This window comes from uncultured Parolsenella sp. (assembly GCF_934660935.1).
In the GTDB taxonomy this organism is placed as follows: domain Bacteria; phylum Actinomycetota; class Coriobacteriia; order Coriobacteriales; family Atopobiaceae; genus Parolsenella.
Window position 1 is genome coordinate 1 of record NZ_CAKUIH010000004.1, and the last position, 18,488, is coordinate 18,488.

At 62.8% G+C, this 18,488-nt stretch carries 14 protein-coding genes and 4 tRNA genes; all 18 read right to left on the reverse strand.

The features are described 5' to 3' along the window. Position 1: 1 nt before the first annotated feature. Positions 2-77, reverse strand: a tRNA-Gly gene (locus tag Q0H23_RS02710). A gap of 43 nt (positions 78-120) precedes the next feature. Next, positions 121-194 (reverse strand) — tRNA-Cys (locus Q0H23_RS02715). Positions 195-236: 42 nt separating this feature from the next. After that, positions 237-312, reverse strand: a tRNA-Gly gene (locus Q0H23_RS02720). A 247-nt stretch (positions 313-559) separates the two neighbouring features. Next, on the reverse strand, positions 560-1,315 hold the full coding sequence (locus Q0H23_RS02725; RefSeq protein WP_293835434.1) for an anti-sigma factor antagonist: 756 nt from the start codon (positions 1,313-1,315) through the stop codon (positions 560-562). Positions 1,316-1,399: 84 nt separating this feature from the next. Beyond that, on the reverse strand, positions 1,400-3,622 hold the full coding sequence (locus tag Q0H23_RS02730) for a SpoIIE family protein phosphatase (protein ID WP_293835436.1): 2,223 nt from the start codon (positions 3,620-3,622) through the stop codon (positions 1,400-1,402). Positions 3,623-3,696: 74 nt separating this feature from the next. Then, positions 3,697-3,787, reverse strand: a tRNA-Leu gene (locus tag Q0H23_RS02735). A 340-nt stretch (positions 3,788-4,127) separates the two neighbouring features. Then, a complete protein-coding gene (locus tag Q0H23_RS02740; RefSeq protein ID WP_293835439.1) occupies positions 4,128-5,138 on the reverse strand; it encodes a dipeptide ABC transporter ATP-binding protein in 1,011 nt (336 codons plus the stop codon). A gap of 1 nt (position 5,139) precedes the next feature. Beyond that, on the reverse strand, positions 5,140-6,234 hold the full coding sequence (locus tag Q0H23_RS02745; RefSeq protein WP_293835442.1) for an ABC transporter ATP-binding protein: 1,095 nt from the start codon (positions 6,232-6,234) through the stop codon (positions 5,140-5,142). A 5-nt stretch (positions 6,235-6,239) separates the two neighbouring features. Then, positions 6,240-7,175: an ABC transporter permease gene (locus Q0H23_RS02750; RefSeq protein ID WP_293814220.1), complete on the reverse strand. Its 936-nt coding sequence runs from the start codon at positions 7,173-7,175 to the stop codon at positions 6,240-6,242. A gap of 13 nt (positions 7,176-7,188) precedes the next feature. After that, positions 7,189-8,226, reverse strand: a complete 1,038-nt coding sequence (locus tag Q0H23_RS02755) for an ABC transporter permease (protein ID WP_293814221.1) — start codon at positions 8,224-8,226, stop codon at positions 7,189-7,191. 148 nt (positions 8,227-8,374) lie between these two features. After that, positions 8,375-10,039, reverse strand: a complete 1,665-nt coding sequence (locus Q0H23_RS02760) for an ABC transporter substrate-binding protein (RefSeq protein ID WP_293835445.1) — start codon at positions 10,037-10,039, stop codon at positions 8,375-8,377. A gap of 639 nt (positions 10,040-10,678) precedes the next feature. Beyond that, positions 10,679-10,933, reverse strand: a complete 255-nt coding sequence (secG, locus tag Q0H23_RS02765) for a preprotein translocase subunit SecG (protein WP_293814223.1) — start codon at positions 10,931-10,933, stop codon at positions 10,679-10,681. Positions 10,934-11,556: 623 nt separating this feature from the next. Next, the gene (gpmI, locus tag Q0H23_RS02770; RefSeq protein ID WP_293835447.1) at positions 11,557-13,110 is read right to left on the reverse strand and encodes a 2,3-bisphosphoglycerate-independent phosphoglycerate mutase; all 1,554 of its coding nucleotides are present in this window, start codon (positions 13,108-13,110) and stop codon (positions 11,557-11,559) included. Between the two features lie 5 nt (positions 13,111-13,115). Continuing rightward, entirely contained in the window at positions 13,116-13,886 is a 771-nt protein-coding gene (gene tpiA, locus Q0H23_RS02775; RefSeq protein ID WP_293835450.1) for a triose-phosphate isomerase, read from the reverse strand. After that, positions 13,879-15,069: a phosphoglycerate kinase gene (locus tag Q0H23_RS02780; protein WP_293835453.1), complete on the reverse strand. Its 1,191-nt coding sequence runs from the start codon at positions 15,067-15,069 to the stop codon at positions 13,879-13,881. The genes tpiA and Q0H23_RS02780 overlap by 8 nt, the downstream gene beginning before the upstream one ends. 123 nt (positions 15,070-15,192) lie before the next feature. Then, entirely contained in the window at positions 15,193-16,218 is a 1,026-nt protein-coding gene (gap, locus tag Q0H23_RS02785; protein ID WP_293835456.1) for a type I glyceraldehyde-3-phosphate dehydrogenase, read from the reverse strand. A 370-nt stretch (positions 16,219-16,588) separates the two neighbouring features. Next, positions 16,589-17,509, reverse strand: coding sequence for a DNA-binding protein WhiA (whiA, locus tag Q0H23_RS02790; protein WP_293814228.1), 921 nt, complete (start codon positions 17,507-17,509; stop codon positions 16,589-16,591). Then, on the reverse strand, positions 17,510-18,415 hold the full coding sequence (gene rapZ, locus Q0H23_RS02795) for an RNase adapter RapZ (protein ID WP_293814357.1): 906 nt from the start codon (positions 18,413-18,415) through the stop codon (positions 17,510-17,512). It lies immediately after the preceding gene. Between the last annotated feature and the right edge of the window lie 73 nt (positions 18,416-18,488).

Here is an 18,488-nt window from a genome sequence, read left to right on the forward strand (position 1 = left end):
ATGGAGCGGACAACGGGGTTCGAACCCGCGACCCCCACCTTGGCAAGGTGGTGCTCTACCAACTGAGCCATGTCCGCACGTGAAATGATTGCGGCCTGACGAGCAGGCCGCTCATTTCTTTGGAGGCGACGCCCAGATTCGAACTGGGGGTAGGGGCTTTGCAGGCCCATGCCTTACCACTTGGCCACGTCGCCGAAGAAAAAAGGGCCGGCCGGGCGGCCGGCCCCTCAATCTCATGGAGCGGACAACGGGGTTCGAACCCGCGACCCCCACCTTGGCAAGGTGGTGCTCTACCAACTGAGCCATGTCCGCGTGCGAGAAAGTACTATACGCAAGACTGCGCATTCATGCAAGCGTGAATTTCAACTTTTTTTCGAATTCGCTTGCTACCTGCAACTTTAGCAGAGACGACGTTACAACCCAACGCTTTGTGCTCTGCACGCTTCAATCGCCCGCCTTTAAGCCGGCAACCCGACCAAAGAAGCGGGAACCCAGGAACGACAGTAAGTCAATCGGACCACCACGGCACCCCGATTCCCAAAACGACGCCGCGTCCGCCCTATACGGTGGCGGCCATTGGAGTGAATAGCTTCACGAGGCGTACCACGGTTCCCGTGCCGCTAGGCTTGCGGCAGATCTCAACGGAGTCGGAGAGCATGCGCATGAGCTTGATGCCGCGACCGCGTTCGAGGCAGTCGCCACCCTCCCCCTGCGGAACCTCCCCGTCTTCATCCAGCTCAAAGCCGGAGCCGCAATCCGTCACTTCGACCACGGCGCGATCAGGATAGACCCACACGGTGAGCAGGACGCCTTCCGCACAGGTGTGATCAACCGCATTGCCCAACGCCTCACCACCGGCAAGCGTGAGATCGAACACCTCGTCATTCGTGAGGTCCGTGCGAGAGAGAAGTTGCTCGAGGCGGCGGCGTGCGGCACTCAGGTGGGCCTCATCCACCCGCATAGTGCCATGCCAAAGGGGCCTCACGGAGGGGTCGAGCGCCGGAACTGGCGGCTTGGGAGCCCTACCCATCACGGGAATGAAGTCAACGAGGCGGCATATCGCAAGCGACCGGTACACGTTATCGCCCACGTTCACGAGCGAGAGCAGGCCGCCCTTCTCCGCAAGGCGCCGCGCGTAGGCGAGGATCAACGCCATCCCAAGGCTGTCGACATAGTCTGTATCCGCAAGGCTGAGGATGACACGACGGCAGCCGCCGTCAATCGCACGATCAAGGTAGGCGCGCACGCGCGGAACGCTCGCGACGTCCAGGTCGCCGCGCACGGGGAGCAAGAGTATGTCGCCAGTCGATGTCATGCCCCAATTTTGCCCAGACGCGCAGGGGTTGATACCTACGTGCGGCAAGGTTTCCGCAAACGTAAGGACCATGTCGCCGCAAGCCTAGGCCTTCCGCTGGCGTGAGCCACCAAGCTGATCGAACCTCAATACGACCATAGCCACGTCGTCGTCAAGGCTGCGCTCGGTAAAGACATCGATTCGCTCGAGCAGGCGGTCAAGCATGCCGTCGAAGTCGCCCGCGGCCTCCTCCATCACGGCGTCACGCAGTCCCTGCTCTCCGAAGAAGGCGCCACTCGGGTTACGAGCCTCCGTTGCGCCGTCCGTGTAGAGCAAGATGCGATCCCCCTCAGAGAGGGAGACGTGGCCGTCGTGGTACGTCATGCCGCGGAAGGCGCCCACCACGCCAGACTGCTCGTCGAGCGTCTCCATCTCGCCAGTCTCCGCACGCAGGAGCAGCGCTGGGGGATGCCCGGCAGAGCAATAGGTCAGCATGCCATGCTTGAGGTCCGCAACGCCCACGAAGAGGGTGGCGAAAGTCTCCAGGCGAGAGAAGCCGAGGAGAAAGTCGTTAAGCAGGCGCACCATGCGCGCGGGCGGCTGACCCTCCCAGGCATAGGCTCCAAGGGCCGTGCGCACGGCGGCGGAGACGCTCGCCGCCTCGACTCCCTTACCCGAGACATCACCCAGAATCACGCAGGCGCGACGGTTGGGCAGACGAATGAGGTCATAGAAATCGCCCCCGACAAGCGCGGCAGCAGTTGCGGACGAGTAGAGCGCATGGGCCGTGATGCCCTCGACCTCCTGGAGCTCGCTCTTCATTCCGCTCTGAAGCGCCTGTGCGATGCGCGTGTCCTTGTTCCTACGCTCGCCCGCCTCAACCTCTTGGCGAACGTCGATGGCAATGCGACGGAGCAAGTCGAGCTCCGCGTCATCTATGGGCTCCTTGTCCGGGGCGCGCATAAGCAGCGCGGCCCAACGCTTGCCCGCGAGCATTCCGAGGTCGATAAGGACCGCAGAGCCCATGAAGCCCTGCTCTTCGAGCCATCTTGCAAGCCTCGACCCCTTCGATGCCGCAACGACGGCTATGTCTGCATCGACGCGCCCACGGACGAGGTCGTCTATCGAATACGGGAGCTCCACCTCCCCCACGCCTGGCAACGAGACGTGAGAGCCCTCCGAAAGGCCGGACGCATGAATGTGGACGATTTGGACATTGAGCTCCTCCGTCAGGGCCCGAGAGAAGCTCTGGAGGTTCTCGTCGGTCGGGGCGTCGAAGCCTTCGAGCATCGCATGAATTCGAGTGGCGACGGCGTCGAGTTCCTGAGCCCTCTGGGCTCGCATGGTCGAGATGGCGGCGGCGAACTCGACCGAGAGGTACTGGGCCACCGTGTCGAGAAGGCGCGCGTCATCGCGGCGCGTTGGGTGCACCTCGGTCCAGCCAAGCTCGATGATGGCGATCACGCGCTCGCTAAACCACATGGGAACGCAGATGAAGCTCGAGAAGGGCGGCGTCTGCCGCGCAGGGATGCGACAACGAGCGCCGGTGTCCTCGTCCATAAGCTCACGGGACGTGAGTGCGCCCCCGCGAAGGCTCCTCTCGCTGGGAGGGAGCAAACGCAGCCGCATGGCGCCGCCAGATCGAGAGACGACGGTCTCGAGGCCCTCGCCATAGGTCATGAACTTCGGAACCCTCTTGCCTTCAAGCGAGTGAGAACGGGCGCGCAGCCGATACCCAGTGTCATCCGCGAGGAAGAGCAGGGCACCCGAGGCCTCAAGGGTGTCGCACATCTGCTCGATCACCTCGCTGAAGAGGGTCTCGACGTCTTGGGAGTCAATCGTGTCGAGCACGATCTTGAGCGTGCCCGAAAGACGTCGATTGGCAAGGGAGAGCTCGTCGAGCAGGCGATCGTGCTCTCGCTCCGCCGCAAGAGCAGAATCCGCAGGACGCATGACGATGACATAGGTCTCGCCGCCGCCACTCACGCGGTCAGCCCTGGCACCCACGATTGCCGCCCCGCCGCCAGCAAGCCTTAGGGAGAGACTCACAAGCGAGCCATCGGCGACAAGCGGGAGAACGGGTGCTGGCGCATCCTGAGCGTGAGGACGCGACGGGTCCTCGAGGATATCCGACACAGGGGTACCTACAAGCTCATTGGCATCCAAGCCAGAAAGAGAGGCTAGCTGGGGATTGGCGGAGAGGATACGACCGACGCCGTCGACCACCAGAATGGCATCGGTCGAAAGTGCCATAAGAGCCGCAAGGACACCGGGCATGGCGGCACGACCGACGTGATCGACCTTGGCAAGCGCGCGCTTAGCCGGCATGACGCCTCCCGTCCGGGCGCGCGGGCGCGCCGCCCCTAGATAGCAAAAACGGGCCCGAAGGCCCGTAGATTTGCTGGTGTCGGAGGCGGGACTTGAACCCGCACGACCTTTTAGTCAGTCACTAGCACCTCAAGCTAGCGCGTCTGCCAATTCCGCCACTCCGACTTTTCAAGTGCGCGTTTCGCGCGAGAAAGAATATACCTCGATGACCCAGCGGACGCAAGCGTGAATTTAAACTTTTTTCTAAAAAAAGTTGGCTAATTTGCGTTAGCGCAGGTAGATGACAATGAATGCTGAGGAATTAACTCTGGTGCCAGACGATTCTCGCGAGATAACGCCTCGCATGCCTGTCTCGGGCGCTGCGGAGCCGCCAGGCCAGACGTCGACGCGCATACCCGTCTCGGGCGCTGCGGAACCGACAGCAAAGCGTCCCAAGCGCCTCGAAAAGAAAAGGTCCCGCCACCCAAACGGATGGCGGGATCCAAGTAACGCTCTTTACTCTCCCCTAGAGCTCGATCGAGGAGCCCTTGATGGGGTGCGGCTGCGCAAAGTGGCAGGCGCAATAGTGACCAGGCGCGACTTCGCGAAGCTCGGGGCGCTCCTGGGCGCACTTCTCGCAAGCGATCGGGCAGCGCGTGTGGAAACGGCAGCCGCTCGGCGGGTCGATCGGAGAAGGCGGATCGCCCTTCAGGATGATGCGCTTACGCGAACGCTGCATATCCGGGTCAGGAACAGGCACGGCCGAAAGCAGCGACTGCGTATAGGGGTGGTATGGCTCGGCGTAGAGGGTCTTCCAGTCCGAGACCTCCATCATGTTGCCAAGGTACATAACGGCGACGCGATCGGAGATGTGCTGAACGACGGAGAGGTCGTGAGCGATGAACAGGTACGCGGTTCCGTACTGATTCTGAAGGTCCTTGAGGAGGTTGAGGACCTGGGCCTGAATCGAGACGTCAAGCGCGGAGACGGGCTCGTCGCAGATGATCAGCTTCGGCTTGAGCGCGAATGCGCGGGCGATGCCAACGCGCTGACGCTGACCGCCCGAGAACTCGTGCGGATAGCGGTTGATGTGCTCCGGATTGAGACCGACGACATCGAGCAGCTCACGCACATAGTTCATGCGCTCGGTCTTATCGGGCATCTCGCCGTGAATGACAAGCGGCTCGGAGATGATCTCGCCGATGGTCATACGAGGGTTCAGGCTCGCATAGGGGTCCTGGAAGATGAACTGCATGTCGTGACGCATGCGCTTCAGGTCCTTCTTGTGCATGGCGGAGACGTCCTCGCCATTGAAGAGGACCTTGCCACCCGTGGGGTGCGTGAGGCGCATGATGCAGCGGCCAGTCGTGGACTTGCCACAGCCGGACTCGCCAACGAGGCCGAAGGTCTCGCCGGGGAAGATGTCGAAGCTAATGTCGTCGACCGCCTTGACGCTCTTCTTCTCCTTGGAGAAGACGCTGGAGTCGACGGGGAACTCCTTGGAGAGGTGCTCGACGTGAAGCAGGGGCTCGGTCATCCTAAGCCTCGCCTCCCTTCGTGCGGGAGTTAACGGGCGCGTTCTTCGCGATGAACTCGGGGTCGCTGGCAAAGTGGCAGCGAGAGTAGTGTCCGGTCTCGGAGGTGTAGGTCTCCGGGCGCTCGTTGCGGCAGCGATCGGTCGCATACGGGCAGCGCGGCGCAAAGCTGCAGCCCTTCGGCAGGTTCACGAGAGAGGGCGGGTTGCCCTTGATCGGGGTGAGCGGCTTCTTCTCGTCAATGACCTGCTCGGGAATCGAGCGCATGAGGCCCCAGGTGTACGGATGCGTCGGGTGATAGAAGATCTCCTCGGCAGTGCCGAACTCGACCGGGCGGCCGGCGTACATGACCATGATCTTATCTGCCACGTCAGCCACGACGCCGAGGTCGTGCGTGATCATGATGATCGCGTTGCCGTTCTTCTCCTGCATCTCCTGCATGAGCTCGATGATCTGCGCCTGGATCGTCACGTCGAGGGCCGTGGTCGGCTCGTCGGCAATGAGGATGTCCGGGTCGCAGGCGAGTGCCATGGCGATCATGACGCGCTGGCGCATGCCGCCGGAGAACTGGTGCGGATAGTCCTTGACGCGCTGCTCCGGGTTGGGAATGCCAACCATGTCGAGGAGCTCAATCGCACGCTGAGTGGCCTGCTCCTTGGTATAGCCGCGGTGGAGGCGGAGGCCCTCCCCAAGCTGACGACCGATGGTGTAGACCGGGTTCAGCGAGGTCATCGGGTCCTGGAAGACCATGGCGATGTCATTGCCACGAATCTGCTGCATCTCGGCCTCGGACATCTCGAGCAGAGAGTGGCCGCGATAACGGACGTCTCCCCCCTCGATCTTGCCCGGAGGCATCTCGATGAGGCCCATGATGGTCATGGCGGTGACGGACTTGCCCGAGCCGGACTCGCCGACGACGCCGAGGGTCTCACCACGGTCGAGGGTATAGCTCACGCCGTCGACGGCCTTAACTACGCCGTCGGCAGTGTGGAAGTACATCTTGAGGTCATCGACCTCGAGAAGGTGGCAACCCTCAGGAACGGGCTGGTTCTTGAGGTCGAGCGCGGGCTCGGCAGCCTTCTTCTTACCGAATGCCATTACTATCACGCGTCCTTCATCTTGACGTCGAGCGCATCGCGCAGGCCGTCACCGAGAAGGGTGAAGGCAAGCACGGTGGAGAGAATCGCCAGGCCGGGCATGATCATGAGCCAGGGCTGGGTCTGGAGGAACGTCTGACCGTCCTGAATCATGATGCCCCAGGAAGGGGTCGGCGGGGTGACGCCCATGCCAAGGTAGGACAGCGCGCTCTCGGTGAGGATGGCGCCGCCCACGTTCATCGTGGCGTAAACCACGATGGAGGCAACGGAGTTGGGGAAGATGTGACGCGCGACGATGCGCAGGTCAGAGGCGCCCATGGCACGCGCGGCGTCGACGTAGTCGTTCTCCTTGACGGAGAGGATCGCCGAACGGAAGACGCGGGCGATGGACGGCCAGCCGAGGATGCCGATGGCGATGAACACGTTCTGGATGCCCTGGCCGATGACGGCGAGCATCGTGATGACGAACAGCGTGTACGGAATCGCCAGGAACATATCGGCGAGACGCATGATTATCGTGTCCCAAATCCCGCCATAGAACGCAGCAAGCGCACCCATGACGAGGCCGATGGCCGTGGAGATGAGCGTGGCGATAACGCCGACGGTCAGAGACACGCGAGCGCCATAGATGACGCGGCAAAGCTGGTCGCGGCCAGTGGCGTCGGTGCCGAAGGGGTGCTCGGCCGAGGGCGGCAGCTTGGAGGTCTGCGCAACGGTCGTCGAGTCGATCTGCGTGGGCGAGCCAAGCCACTGGGGAGCCCAGAGGTCGGCCGTGAGCGCCACGACGATGACGAAAAGGATCCAGACGGCGCCGATGAGGGCGAGCTTGTTCTTCTTGAGGCGCTTCCAGGCGTCGCTCCAGAGGGTGCGGCTCTTCTCGGGAGCCTGAGCCGCGGACTCGATGGTCTCGTCAGCTGCGTTCTTCTGCTCTTCGATAGACATTCAGCGCACCTCCCTAGTTCTCAGACTTTGACGAGCCAAAGCGAATCCTGGGATCCAGGAACGCATAGCTGACGTCAACCAACAGGTTGATTACCATCACCACGACGACGACCACCGTGACGCCGCCCAGAACGATGGGCCAGTCACGTTGGGTGACCGCACGGTAGATCTCGTAGCCAACGCCAGGCCAGTTGAAGACCGTCTCGGTCAGGATGGCGCCGGCAAGCATGCCGCCGAAGTCGATGCCGATGTAGGTCACGACAGGAATGAGGGCATTCTTCAGGGCATGGTGCCAAATGATGTCGCGCCTCGAGAGACCCTTGGCCTTCGCGGTGCGGATGTAGTCCTGGTTCATAACCTCAAGCAGCTGCGAGCGCATGATGCGCGCGGCATAGGCGGTGGAGACGGAAGCGAGGGTCACGGCCGGAAGGATGTAGTGAACCCAGCTCTCGAACTCGGAGTTCGATCCACCGGCACCAGAGATAGGCAGGTAGAAGGCACCGCCGGTGGCCTTCTTCATGAAGACGCCAAAGAAAAGCTGGAGCATCATGCCGAGCCAGAAGGCAGGCATCGCCACGAGGATCGAGGTGATGAGCGTGACAAGGACGTCCCAGAACGAATAGCGCTTGATCGCGGAGACCATTCCGGCGCCGATACCGACTATCGCCTCAAGGATGATGGCGACGATGGCGAGCTTCACGGTGTATGGGTACTTGTTCGCCAAGATGTCCGACACCTTCATGTTGCGGGTGTAGGACGTGCCGAGGTCACCGTGCAGCAGGCCATTCATGTAAGTGAGGTACTGCTTCCAGATCGGCGTGGGGATGGTGTTGCCGTCCTCGTCATAGAGGGCGCGGCCGTTCTCGTCTGTCTCGATGAGGCCGTTGGTGATGCGGATCTGAAGCTCCGTCTCAGGCGTTACCTGCTTGCCACCGGTGATGATCTTGACCGGATCACCGGGGACGATGGTCTTCATGGCGAAAAGAATCATGGTCACGCCGATGAAGACCGGGATGAACTGCAGGACGCGCTTGAGTATGTACTTTCCCATGCGTACAACTCCTGTCGTAATGACGGGCCTTGCAAGAGGCGGCTTGAGGCTGCCACTTGCAAGGCCCCCTACCAGCGACGGGGCACCGCCACGGGTGCCCCGTCGCCCAAACGATCTCTATGATCGCGGGTACCTAAGAATAAAGGGACTAGGCCTCGAGTTCAACCTTATCCATCATGATCAGCTTCTGCGGATCGATGTGGAGGTACTTAACGCGAGAGGAACCGACCATCTGGTGCTTGTAGTAGAACAGCGGCACGACGGGCATGTCGGCAGCGATGGTCTTGTCGATCTCCTGGTACTTGGCCTCGCGCTCCTTGTCGTCAGCGATGGCGCGGGCCTCGTTGATGGCGTTGTCGACGGCAGGGTTGGAGTACTTGCCGTAGTTGTTGTCAGCACCAGTGGCGAACAGCGGATACAGGAAGTTGTCCATGATCGGGTAATCGGCGATCCAGCCGAGGCGGCCGATCTGGAAGTCAGCGTTCGGGTAGGTGTTGGTGACGATGGAGCTCCACTCGGCGGTGTTAGAGGTGGCGTTGATGCCGATGGCCTTGAGGTCAGCCATGACCATCTCCATGACGGCCTTGTGGTCGCCATCGAGGTTGTAGGTCAGAGCGACGTTGATGCCACGCATGCCGTCAGCGTTGGCAGGATACTTGGCGTCAAGCAGGGCCTTGGCGGCGTCCGGATCGTACTTGGAGAACTCCCAGCTGTTCTCGACGTAGCCGGCGATTCCCGGGGGAACGATGCCGCCAGCAGGCTCGCGGGTGCCCTCGAAGACGGTGTCGCAGATGGCCTGGCGGTTGATGGCCAGGGAGATGGCCTTGCGGACGTCGACGTCCTTCAGGGTCTCGTCAGCGACGTTGAGCATGAGGTAGTAGACGGAGAGCTCGGCGCCGGTCAGGACCTGATGGCCCGGGGTGACGGTGGAGCCGTCCTCGGACTCGCCGTACTGGGAGATGGCATCCTTGAGCTGCGTGGTGGGAACGGAAGCCATGTCGAGGTTGCCAGCCTGGAACTCGGTGTAAGCGGTCTGGACGTCCTTCTGGATGTTGAAGTGGACGCCATCGATGATCGCAGGGTCACCGTAGGAGTAATCGTCGAAGCGGACGATGTTGATCTGCTGGCCGTCCTCCCACTTGCCGTCCATCTTGAAGGGGCCGTTGCCCACGGGAGCGAAGAAGAAGGTGTCGAAGTCATCCATAGCGCAGTCAGGCACGGGCGAAAGGGCCGGGTGCATGCAGACGAACGGGAAGTCAGCGTAGGACTGGACGAGCTTCACGACGAGGGTGTCGTCGTCCGGGCAGGTGACTCCGGTGAGTTCGGTGGCGTCGCCGACGGAGAGCTCGGAGTAGCCCTGGACCATGGCGAGGTGGTAGCCGATGCCGGAGGCGTGGGTCTCGGAGGTCTTCGGGCTAACGATGCGCTCCCAGCCCTGCTTGAAGGACTTGGAGGTAACGGTGGTGCCGTCGTGGAACTTGGCGCCCTTCACGAGGTGGAAGGTGAACTCATCAGCGGCGTCGTTAACATCCCAGGACTCAGCGGCAAGACCGATGAGCTCGCCCTTGTCAAAGTCATAGGTGGTAAGAGCGTCGAAGAGCTGATAGCCGACCTGCATGCCCTGGTCTTCCTCGAGGTCATACGGATCGATGGCGACGGGGTTGTTGATGTAGTAGTTGAGCGTGCCACCAGTGGCCTCGCCGGAAGCGGCGGCGCCGGTGCTGCCCTTCTTGCCGCAGGCGGCAAGAGCTGCCATAGCGCTAGCGGCGAGGCTGCCCTTGACAAACGTGCGACGGTTCATGGACGTGGTCATGAATCCCTCCCTTGTTTGCGACGCCAGGCCAGGAGGCCCAATGCCTCCCGTAACGTGACGTCTCAGTTTTGCTTGCGTAACCTGTTGCCATAAGGCGGATGCCGCAGGACGACCGTCCTGCGGTCACAAACAAGTAGACTGCTTGCAAACTTAAAGTAGGATTATCCGTTTTATTTCGCAGGGCGGCAACCTCAAAACCCTCTTTACCAAGATAAAGCCGCCCTGCGTAACAATGTATTAACAAAGCGTTTGCTGTTTCGGGCAAAAATGCATGAATAGCATGCGGATTCGTATCAAATCGAACATTGCGCGGTGTTGAATGCAGAGAGCTCCGGAGGGGCGGGCTAGCGCGTTATTCAAAAGTGATGCGTAGGACGAGATGCGTCGCGCAGCGCACAGCCTGACACGCTCGTTGCGCGCCAACCCTGTTGCGCGCCATATTCTGCGCGCCGCCCCTGTTGCGCGCCATATTCTGCGCGCCGCCCCTGTTGCGGACCGCGTTTCGCGTGGCATATGACACCGCATAGCTCACGCCGCGCAACATGCGGACGTCTCACGAAGCGCTCGCCACTCATAGCAAAACGGCCACCGCGCCAGAAGACGCAGGCGGCCGTTTGGTCAGTACGATTTAGCTCGCAGTTAGGCGCCGATGGTGCCCAGCGGGTAGGTGAGCATGAAGATGACGATGGTCGCAAAGAAAACCACGGCGGCAATCACGGTAAGACGGTCGAGGTTCTTCTCCCAGACGCCGCTGCCAGCGTTGGCGTTGTACATAGAGGAGGCGATCATGTCAGAGACGCCGGTACCCTTACCGGAGTGCATGAGCACGAGAATGATGAGGGCGACAGCGGAGATGGCCCAAGCCACCAGCAGAATCGTATTTAGAGGACCCACGTGATGCTCCTTAAGCAGATGCAAACATACAGCAGAAGAGGATACCACAACTCTGTGCCGCAACCTCGCTGCTGCTAGGGACTCTTCCCGCGGCACACTCTCGCCACGCGCTCGGACGCAGGCCGCGCGCAGCGGGCGGCGCGGGCAGCGCGGGCGGCGCGGGCGGCAAAACCTACCTCTTGTAACGTTTCGATCCCGAAATTGGCCCCGAAACCTTACAAGAGGTAGGTTTTGGGAGGAGGAGCTCTCTCGAGACATGCAGTTATTCGAGCTATCGGGACGTTTTTGGGCGCACATCTCGAATACGTGCATGTTTCGGCGAAGGGCGGGCCGCGAGGGTAGGCAACGCAAGGGCAGGTAGCGCGGCGGCCCGGAGCCGTAGCAAAACGGCGGCCCGGAGCCGTAGCAAAGCGCCGTCCCTCCCCCGCACGAGCTCCGCACGAACAAGGGCGCCCGCCGGCCGGATGGCTGACGGGCGCCCCTCTCAGGGACGTTTGGCGCGCTTATCCGCGCGTACGCACAAGCTCGCGAATGGCGCATTCCCGCGCGCGGCGCGCTTTCTCGCGCGCTGTCCAATCGCGGCCCAGTCTCACGCACGGCGCAAGGCAGGCGGCAGGCCCAAGCTACTCCTCGACGGCGAGCACGCGGCCCGTCATCTCCTTGGAGGGCTCGAGGCCAGCAAGGGTGAGCATCGTCGGGGCAATGTCGGACAGGCGACCGTCCTCGATGCCCACGAGCTTGGCCTTGTCGTCGGCGACGATGAGGGGCACGCGGTTCGTGGTGTGAGCCGTGAACGGGTGCTTGTGGCCCTCGCCGTCAACGTCAAACATGTGGTCCGCGTTGCCGTGGTCAGCCGTGATGAGAGCGAAGCCGCCCTTGGCCTCGATGGCCGGGATGACCTTGGAAAGCGCGGTGTCAACAGCCTCGACGGCCTTGACCGCGGCCTCGAAGACGCCCGTGTGACCAACCATGTCGCAGTTGGCGAAGTTCACGATATAGAAGTCGGCGCGGTCCTCGTTGATGGCCTCGACAAGCTTCTCTGTGACCTCGGGGGCGCTCATCTCGGGCTTGAGGTCATACGTGGCGACCTTCGGCGACGGGACGAGCACGCGCTCCTCGCCCGGCTTCGGGTCTTCGATGCCGCCGTTCAGGAAGAACGTCACGTGGGCGTACTTCTCGGTCTCGGCGGTGTGGAGTTGCTTCAGGCCGTTCTCGGCGATGACGTCGGCCAGGACCTCCTGCGGGAAGGACTTGGGGAACGCGACCTCGACGTCGAAGTTCGGGTCGTACTCGGTCATCGTGACGAAGTGCGAGAGCTTGATCTGCTCGCGCTCGAAACCGTCGAACTCCTTGTCCGTGAACACGCGGGTCATCTGACGAGCGCGATCAGGGCGGAAGTTGAAGAAGATGACCGCGTCGCCGGCGTTGACGCCCTCGTTGTGGCAAGCGAACGGCTCGACGAACTCGTCGCCGCGCGGGTCCTTCTCGTAGTAGGCCTTGATGCCCTCGACCGGGCAGGTCTCGGCATCGGAGGCATTGACGATGACGTCATACGCACGCTGGATGCGCTCCCAGCGGTTGTCGCGGTCCATGGCCCAGTAGCGGCCGGAGACCGTGGCAACGCGGGCGTCAACGCCGCAGCGCTCGGAGAGCTCCTTGAGGTAGTCGCAGAACTCGGCCATGTAGCCGGCACCGGACTGCGGATCGACGTCGCGGCCGTCCATGAAGGCGTGCACGCGGATCGTCTTGACGCCACGCTCGGCGGCCATCTTGGCGAGGGCCTCGACGTGGTTCATGTGGGAGTGGACGCCGCCGGGGCTCATGAGGCCCATGAGGTGGAGGGTCTTGCCTTCGGCCTTGACGTCGTCCATAGCGCGAACGAAGACCTCGTTCTCGGCGATGGAGCCGTCCTTGATGGCGTTGTTGATGCGCGAGAGCTCCTGGAACACGATGCGGCCGGCACCGATGTTCAGGTGGCCCACCTCGGAGTTGCCCATCTGGCCGTCGGGAAGGCCGACGTCCTCGCCGGAGGCACCCAGCGTGGTGTGCGGGTACTTGGCATAGAGGCTGTCGAGGAACGGGTGGCTGGCGCTCGTGACGGCGTTCTCGTCGTTAGCGGGAGCCAGGCCACAGCCGTCCATAATGACGAGAAGGGCAGGAAGGTGACGCTCAGACATTGCTATTACTCCCCCGCCTTGATGACCATCTGGGAGAAGTCCTCGGCCTTGAGCGAAGCGCCGCCCACGAGGGCGCCGTCGACGTCGGGCTTAGCGACGAGCTCAGCGATGTTGCCGGGCTTGGCGGAGCCGCCGTAGAGGACGCGGATGCCGTCAGCGGTCTCCTGGCCGAAGATCTCGGCGAGGGTCTCGCGGATGGCGCCGCAGACCTCCTGAGCGTCGTCGGCAGTGGCGGTCTTGCCGGTGCCGATGGCCCAGATGGGCTCGTAGGCGATGACGTACTTCGACGGGTCGGTGATCTCGAGGCCCTCGGTGTCGGCCTTGATCTGATCGACGACGAACTCGACGTGCTTGCCAGCCTCGCGGACCTCGAGGGGCTCACCACAGCAGCTGATGGGCACGATGCCATGGGCCATAAGGGCCTTGGCCTTCTTGTTGATGTCCTCGTCGGTCTCGCCGAAGTAGCCACGACGCTCGGAGTGGCCGATGATGCAGTAGGTGGCGTTCACGGCCTCGAGCATGGAGGGAGCGGTCTCGCCAGTGAAGGCGCCGGACTCCTCGAAGTAGACGTTCTGGGCACCCAGAGCGAACTGGGCGTTGGTCTGGTCGATGACCTCGGAGACGCCCTTGAGGTCGACGGTCGGCGGGCAAACGACGACCTCCACACCGTTGAGATCCTTGCCGGCGAGAGCGTCGGCGAGACCCTGGGCGAGCTCGACGCCCTCGGTGTAGTTCTTGTTCATCTTCCAGTTGCCAGCAATCATGAGGTTACGCATCGAGAAGAGCCTCCACTCCCGGAAGAGCCTTGCCCTCGACGAGCTCCATGGAAGCGCCACCACCGGTGGAGATCCAGCTCATCTTGTCGGCCAGGCCAAACTTGTTGACGGCCGCGACGGAGTCGCCGCCACCGATGATGGACGTGCAGTCGGCGTCAGCCACGGCGCGGCAGACGGCCTCGGTGCCGTGGGCGAAGTTGTCGAACTCGAAGACGCCCATGGGGCCGTTCCAGAAGACGGTCTTGGCGCCCTTGATGGCCTCGGCGTAGAGCTCCTCGGTCTTGGGACCGATGTCCATGCCCTCGCGGTCATCGGGGATGGCGTCAGAGGCGACGACCTCCGGCACGGCGTCCTCGCCGAAGTGATCGGCAACGCGGTTGTCGACGGGGAGCAGGATCTTGACACCCTTGTCCTCGGCCTTCTTGAGCATCTCGGCAGCGCGCTCGACCCAGTCCTCCTCCTTGAGGGACTGACCGACGGTCATGCCCTGAGCGAGGAAGAAGGTGTAGGCCATGCCGCCACCGATGATGAGGGTGTCAGCGGAGTCGATGAGGTGATCGAGGACGCCGATCTTGCTGGAGACCTTGGAGCCACCGACGATGGCGACGAACGGACGCTCGGGCTCGGCGAAGATGCCGGTCAGGGTGTCGACCTCCTTCTCGAGGAGGAAGCCAGCGACGGCCGGGATGTAGGCGGCCGGGCCGACGACGGAGCCCTGGGCGCGATGGGCGGTGCCGAAGGCGTCGAGGACGAAGACGTCGCCGTAGGAGGCGAGGCGCTGGGCGATCTCCGGATCGTTCTTCTTCTCGCGCTTGTCGAAGCGGACGTTCTCGAGAACGAGGACGTGGCCCGGCTCGAGGGCGTCGACAGCGGCCTTGGCCTCGTCACCGTAGGTGTCGGCGACGAAGGCGACGTCGAGGCCGCTCATCTCGGCGAGCTTCTCGGCGACCGGCTTGAGGGAGAGCTCGGGCTGGAAGCCGGTGCCCTCGGGACGGCCGAGGTGGCTCATGAGGATGACGCGAGCGTTGTGCTCAACGAGGTACTTGATCGTGGGGAGCGCGGCGGAGATGCGCGTGGTGTCGCCCACGACGCCGTCCTTGATGGGGACGTTGAAGTCGACGCGGCAAAGGACGCGCTTGCCGTCGACATCGATGTCACGGACGGTCTTCTTGGTGAAAGCCATGTCGTTCCTTTCAGGGTTGCGGCGGGCGGTGTGACCGTCCCGCCTACGTGAAGAACGAAAGGGGCGCGGCGCGGCCCGAAAGCTGCGACCGCGCCCCTCGGAGCTACCTACGGAAGCTGACGCTTAGGCGACGAACTTCTCGAAGTACTTGATGGTGCGGACCATCTGGGAGGTGTAGGAGTTCTCGTTGTCGTACCAAGAGGTGACCTGGACGAGGGACTGGCCGTTGCCGAGGTCCTGGACCATGGTCTGGGTGGCGTCGAAGATGGAGCCGTGGGTCTCGCCGACGATGTCGCGGGAGACGATCTCGTCCTCGTTGTAGCCGAAGGTCTCGGGGATGGTCTCGGCGTAGGCCTTCATGGCAGCGTTGACCTCCTCGACGGTGACGACCTTATCAACGACGGCGTAGAGGTTGGTGAGGGAGCCGGTGGGCGTCGGGACGCGCTGGGCGGCACCGATCAGCTTGCCGTTGAGCTCCGGGAGAACCAGGCCGATGGCCTTGGCGGCACCCGTGGAGTTCGGGACGATGTTCTCGCCGCAAGCGCGGGAACGACGCTTGTTGCCCTTGCGCTGCGGGCCGTCGAGCGGCATCTGGTCGCCGGTGTAAGCGTGGATGGTCGTCATGATGCCGGAGACGATGGGAGCGAAGTCGTTGAGACCCTTGGCCATCGGGGCGAGGCAGTTGGTGGTGCAGGAAGCAGCGGAGATGATGTTGTCATCAGCGGTGAGCTGCTCGTGGTTCACGTTGTAGACGATGGTCGGGAGGTCCTTGCCGGCCGGAGCGGAGATGACGACCTTCTTGGCGCCAGCGTTGATGTGGGCCTGAGCCTTCTCCTTGCTGGTGTAGAAGCCGGTGCACTCGAGGACGACGTCGACGTCGAGCTCGCCCCAAGGCAGGTTGTTGGCGTCGGCCTCCTTGTAGATCTTGATCTCCTTGCCATCGACGATGATGGAGTCCTCGGTGGACTCAACCTTGTGGTCGCGGCTGTAGTTGCCCTGCGTGGAGTCGTACTTCAGAAGGTAGGCGAGCATATCCGGAGAGGTGAGGTCGTTGATGGCGACGATCTCGGAGCCCTCGTGGCCGAACATCTGACGGAAGGCCAGACGACCGATGCGACCAAAGCCATTGATAGCAACCTTAACTGCCATGCTTTCTCCTTTCGAAGACCCCACGGGCGCCCCTTGCGCCGTGCGGGCCACGTTGGAAACACCATTGGTGATAATACCGCTAAATCGCTGCGGCTATACGGTTAACAGATGATTAGATTTCCTAAATTGTGCCGTTTACCTGCGAGTTGTCTATAGTTCTATGTACAACCACACCACCAAACGAGCGCATGCCCGGAGTCCTTGCCGCAGGTAGTCATTAGGTTATGGACGATGGCCGCCAGAGGTGATACTCGTGTGGTCATCATGTTTCCATTTTGTTACGTGCCCCGCATTGGAGATCGCTCATGCAATTGGGGCACGCCGACGCGCAGCCCGGGCCACATGACGAGAAAGCGAGGATCCCCGTCGCCTACTCGAGGAGCTTCTCCAGGCGAAGGACGCGGTGATAGAGCGCGCTCTTGGAGAGTGGCGGCATCATCTGGGCCCCAAGGTCACGGAGCGAGAGCTCCGGATGCTCGCGTCTCGCCACGCAGAACTGCAAGAGCGCGGGCGGCAGGGCGTCGAAGCCGATCTCGCGCTCGACGCGGTCGATGAGGGCGAGCTGGTCTGCCGAGGCACCGGTCGAACGAGCCTGGTTGGCAAGCTCCGCGTTGACACGCCGGTTGACGTCATTCTTGACGGACTTCATGACGCGGATGTTCTTGACGGCGCGTGCCGTGCGCTCCGCCCCCACGACGCCGAGGAGGGCGGCGATGTCATCGAAGCTCTTGAGGTAGATGGCATAGGAGCCGCGGCGACGGTTCACGCGCGCGGTGATGCCCTCGTCATCGAGGAGCTCCAGGAGGTCATCGGCGAACTCGTCACCTGTGACCGCTATCTCGAGGTGGAAGTCTCCGCGCGGGTCAGCGATGAAGCCGCCGGCCATGAAGGCGCCGCGCAAGTACGCCGCGCGGCAGCACGGGCGGGCGACGACGCGCGCCGCGATGCCGCTCGAGAGGCCGCGACCTAGAATGAGGACGCCCATGCGAATGAGCGCCTGCTCGAGGCCCTCCTGCTCCGGGATCTCAATCAGGTAGTTGCGCGACCTATGGAGGTTCGAGCGACGCACGGTAAGAGATGTGTCGAGATCGAACACCTCGTGCGCGAGGCGGATGACGGTGCGCGCCACAGCGCCCGTCTCCGTTGAGACGCGGATAGAGTAGGCGCCCGAGCCATGGAACGACAGCGCGCCGCAGACGCGGACAAGCGCCGCGAGTTCCGCGACGTCGCACTCCGGGCACGAGCCGCCCACGCGAGCGAGCTCGTCTTTTACCTCGGCGGTGAATGACATTTAGCTATTCCTGACGTTGGCTAGGGCGAGGTCTCTGTGGGAGAGGCTCACGTGGTAGCCGCCCCGCTCGAGGTAAGCAGCGGTGGCATTGGCGATCGCGACGCTCCTGTGCTGACCACCTGTGCAGCCGACGGCAATGGAGAGGTGGCTCTTGCCCTCCGCTACGTAACCCGGCATGGCGACGTCGAGCAGGTTGTACCAGGCGTCGAGGAAGTTCTCCGTCACGGGGTTGCCGAGGACAAAGTCGCTCACGAGCTTGTCGTTGCCGGTGAGCGAGCGCATCTTCGGGTCATAGAAGGGGTTGGGCAGGAAGCGGACGTCGATCATGAGGTCTGCCTCGACGGGCATGCCGTGCTTGAAGCCAAAGGAGAAGACGGACACCTCCATGAGCTGCTGATCCGTCAACTCCGAGAAGGCGCGGCGCAGGCGGACGCGCAGGTCGCGGACCTTGAGGTAGCTCGTGTCAATCACGAGGTCGCTCGCGTCGCGGACCGAGGCAAGTTGGCGACGCTCGCGCGCGATGGCGCTGGTGAGCGACTCGCCGGGCTGCGCCAGCGGGTGGCGACGGCGGTTCTCGTCATAGCGGCGGATGAGGACGCTGTCCGCCGCGTCGAGGAAGAGCACCTTGCAGGAGATCTCATGCTCGCGAAGCTGGACGAGAGAATCAGAGATCTCATCGAAGAGGCCCTGGCTGCGCAGGTCACACGTGACGGCAAGGTGGCGGCCGACGCCGGTATTAATGCCCACGAGCTGCGCGAGCTGCAGGATGAGGCGCGGAGGCAGGTTGTCGATGCAGAAGTAGCCCATGTCCTCGAAGACGTGCATGGCCTGCGTGCGGCCAGAGCCGGACATGCCCGTGATGACCACGACGTCCGGAACGCGCGCGGCAAGCTCGCGGGCGCGCATCTGCTGGCCACCGGTTGCCGCCGACACCGCCACCGAGCTCGCGGCACGAGCCTCGCTCACCTCCGCCGCCTGG